This is a genomic window from Cryobacterium sp. 10I1 (genome assembly GCF_035019805.1).
Lineage (GTDB): Bacteria > Actinomycetota > Actinomycetes > Actinomycetales > Microbacteriaceae > Cryobacterium > Cryobacterium glucosi.
On the sequence record NZ_JASJVF010000450.1, the window covers coordinates 1 to 1,471 of the forward strand.

The 1,471-nt window shown below is 70.0% G+C and carries 1 pseudogene; it reads left to right on the forward strand.

Going from position 1 to position 1,471, the window contains the following annotated elements:
- Nucleotides 1-62: 62 nt before the first annotated feature.
- Nucleotides 63-1,471, forward strand: a pseudogene (locus tag QN345_RS18965) (helix-turn-helix transcriptional regulator); the annotation flags it as partial.

Consider the following 1,471-nt stretch of genomic DNA (forward strand, 5'->3'; position numbering starts at 1 on the left):
CCGACATAACCGAGCCTGAGCCCCGACCGAACGCCGTCTCCCGCCCCCGCCTCATCGCGCGTTTGCGGGAGGGGCTCCGCGCCGGTCACCGGGCGACTCTTCTGTCGGCGCCGGCCGGATTCGGTAAGACCACGGTGGCGAGCCAGTGGATCGCCGACACCGTGGCCGGTGAACCCGGCGCTCGTGTCGCCTGGCTCTCGCTCGACGCGAGCGATAACGATCCCTCACGGTTCCTCACGTACCTCGTAGCGGCCCTGCACCGAGCCGATCCCGCGGTCGCCGCGGATGCACACGCACTTCCGCTTTCGTCGATCGAGGGCACGATGGCCGCGCTCATCAATGACGTGGCGGCAGCACAGCACCCGATGGTCCTGGTGCTCGACGACTTCCACCTCATCGAGGACGGCACGATCCGCGACGGGCTCGTGTTCCTGATCGATCACCTGCCGCCGAACCTGCACCTGGCCATCCTGAGTCGCTCCGACCCGCTCCTGCCGCTGGCCAGGCTGCGCGCGCGGGGCGAGTTGACCGAGTTGCGTGCCGCGGACCTGCGCTTCACTCCCGATGAGGCCGCAGCGTTCCTGAACGAGGTCATGCACCTGGGGCTCTCCCCCGCGCACGTCGCCGCCCTCGACACCCGGACGGAGGGCTGGATCGCAGGCCTCCAGCTTGCGGCACTGTCCATGCGGGACCGCTCGGACGTGGGCGGTTTCATCCAGGGCTTCACCGGCAGTCACCGGTTCGTGATCGACTACCTCGCCGAAGAGGTGCTGCACCGCCAGCCCGATCACGTCCGCGCCTTCCTCTTCGACACCGCGATCCTCGGCCGACTGAGCGCTCCCCTGTGCGACGCGGTCACCGGTCGCTCCGACAGCGGCGAGATGCTCGCGGCCCTCGAGCGGGACAACCTCTTCGTCGTCCCCCTCGACGACCGGCGCGAGTGGTATCGCTATCACCACCTCTTCGCCGACGTGCTGACGGCTCGCGTGCTTGCGGACGGTCCCGACCGGGTACCGGACCTGCACCGGCGCGCCAGCGAGTGGTTCGAACGGAATGGGCTGCCGGAAGATGCAGTCGCTCAGGCCCTGGCCGCCGGGGATTTCGGGCGGGCCGCCAGGGTGATCGAGTCGACGGTGCCCGGCGTGCGCAAGAGCAGGCAGGATGCGACCCTGCTCGGCTGGCTCGCGCTGCTTCCGGGCGACGTCATCAGGCGCAGGCCCGTTCTGGGCGTCTACCGCGCCTGGTCATTGCTCGTGTCCGGTGATGTGGATGCCGTCGAACCGTTGCTGGCGGACGCCGAGCGGGCTCTCGGCGCACCAACGGACGACGGCACGCCGGCCCATGATTCGGCAGCAGGCGCGGAACTGCGGATACTCCCCGTCACGATCGCCCTGTACCGTGCCGCGGTCGCACAGGCGCGCGGCGACGTCGCGGGAACCCAGGTGCAGGCGCGCCGGGCCCTCGATCTCAC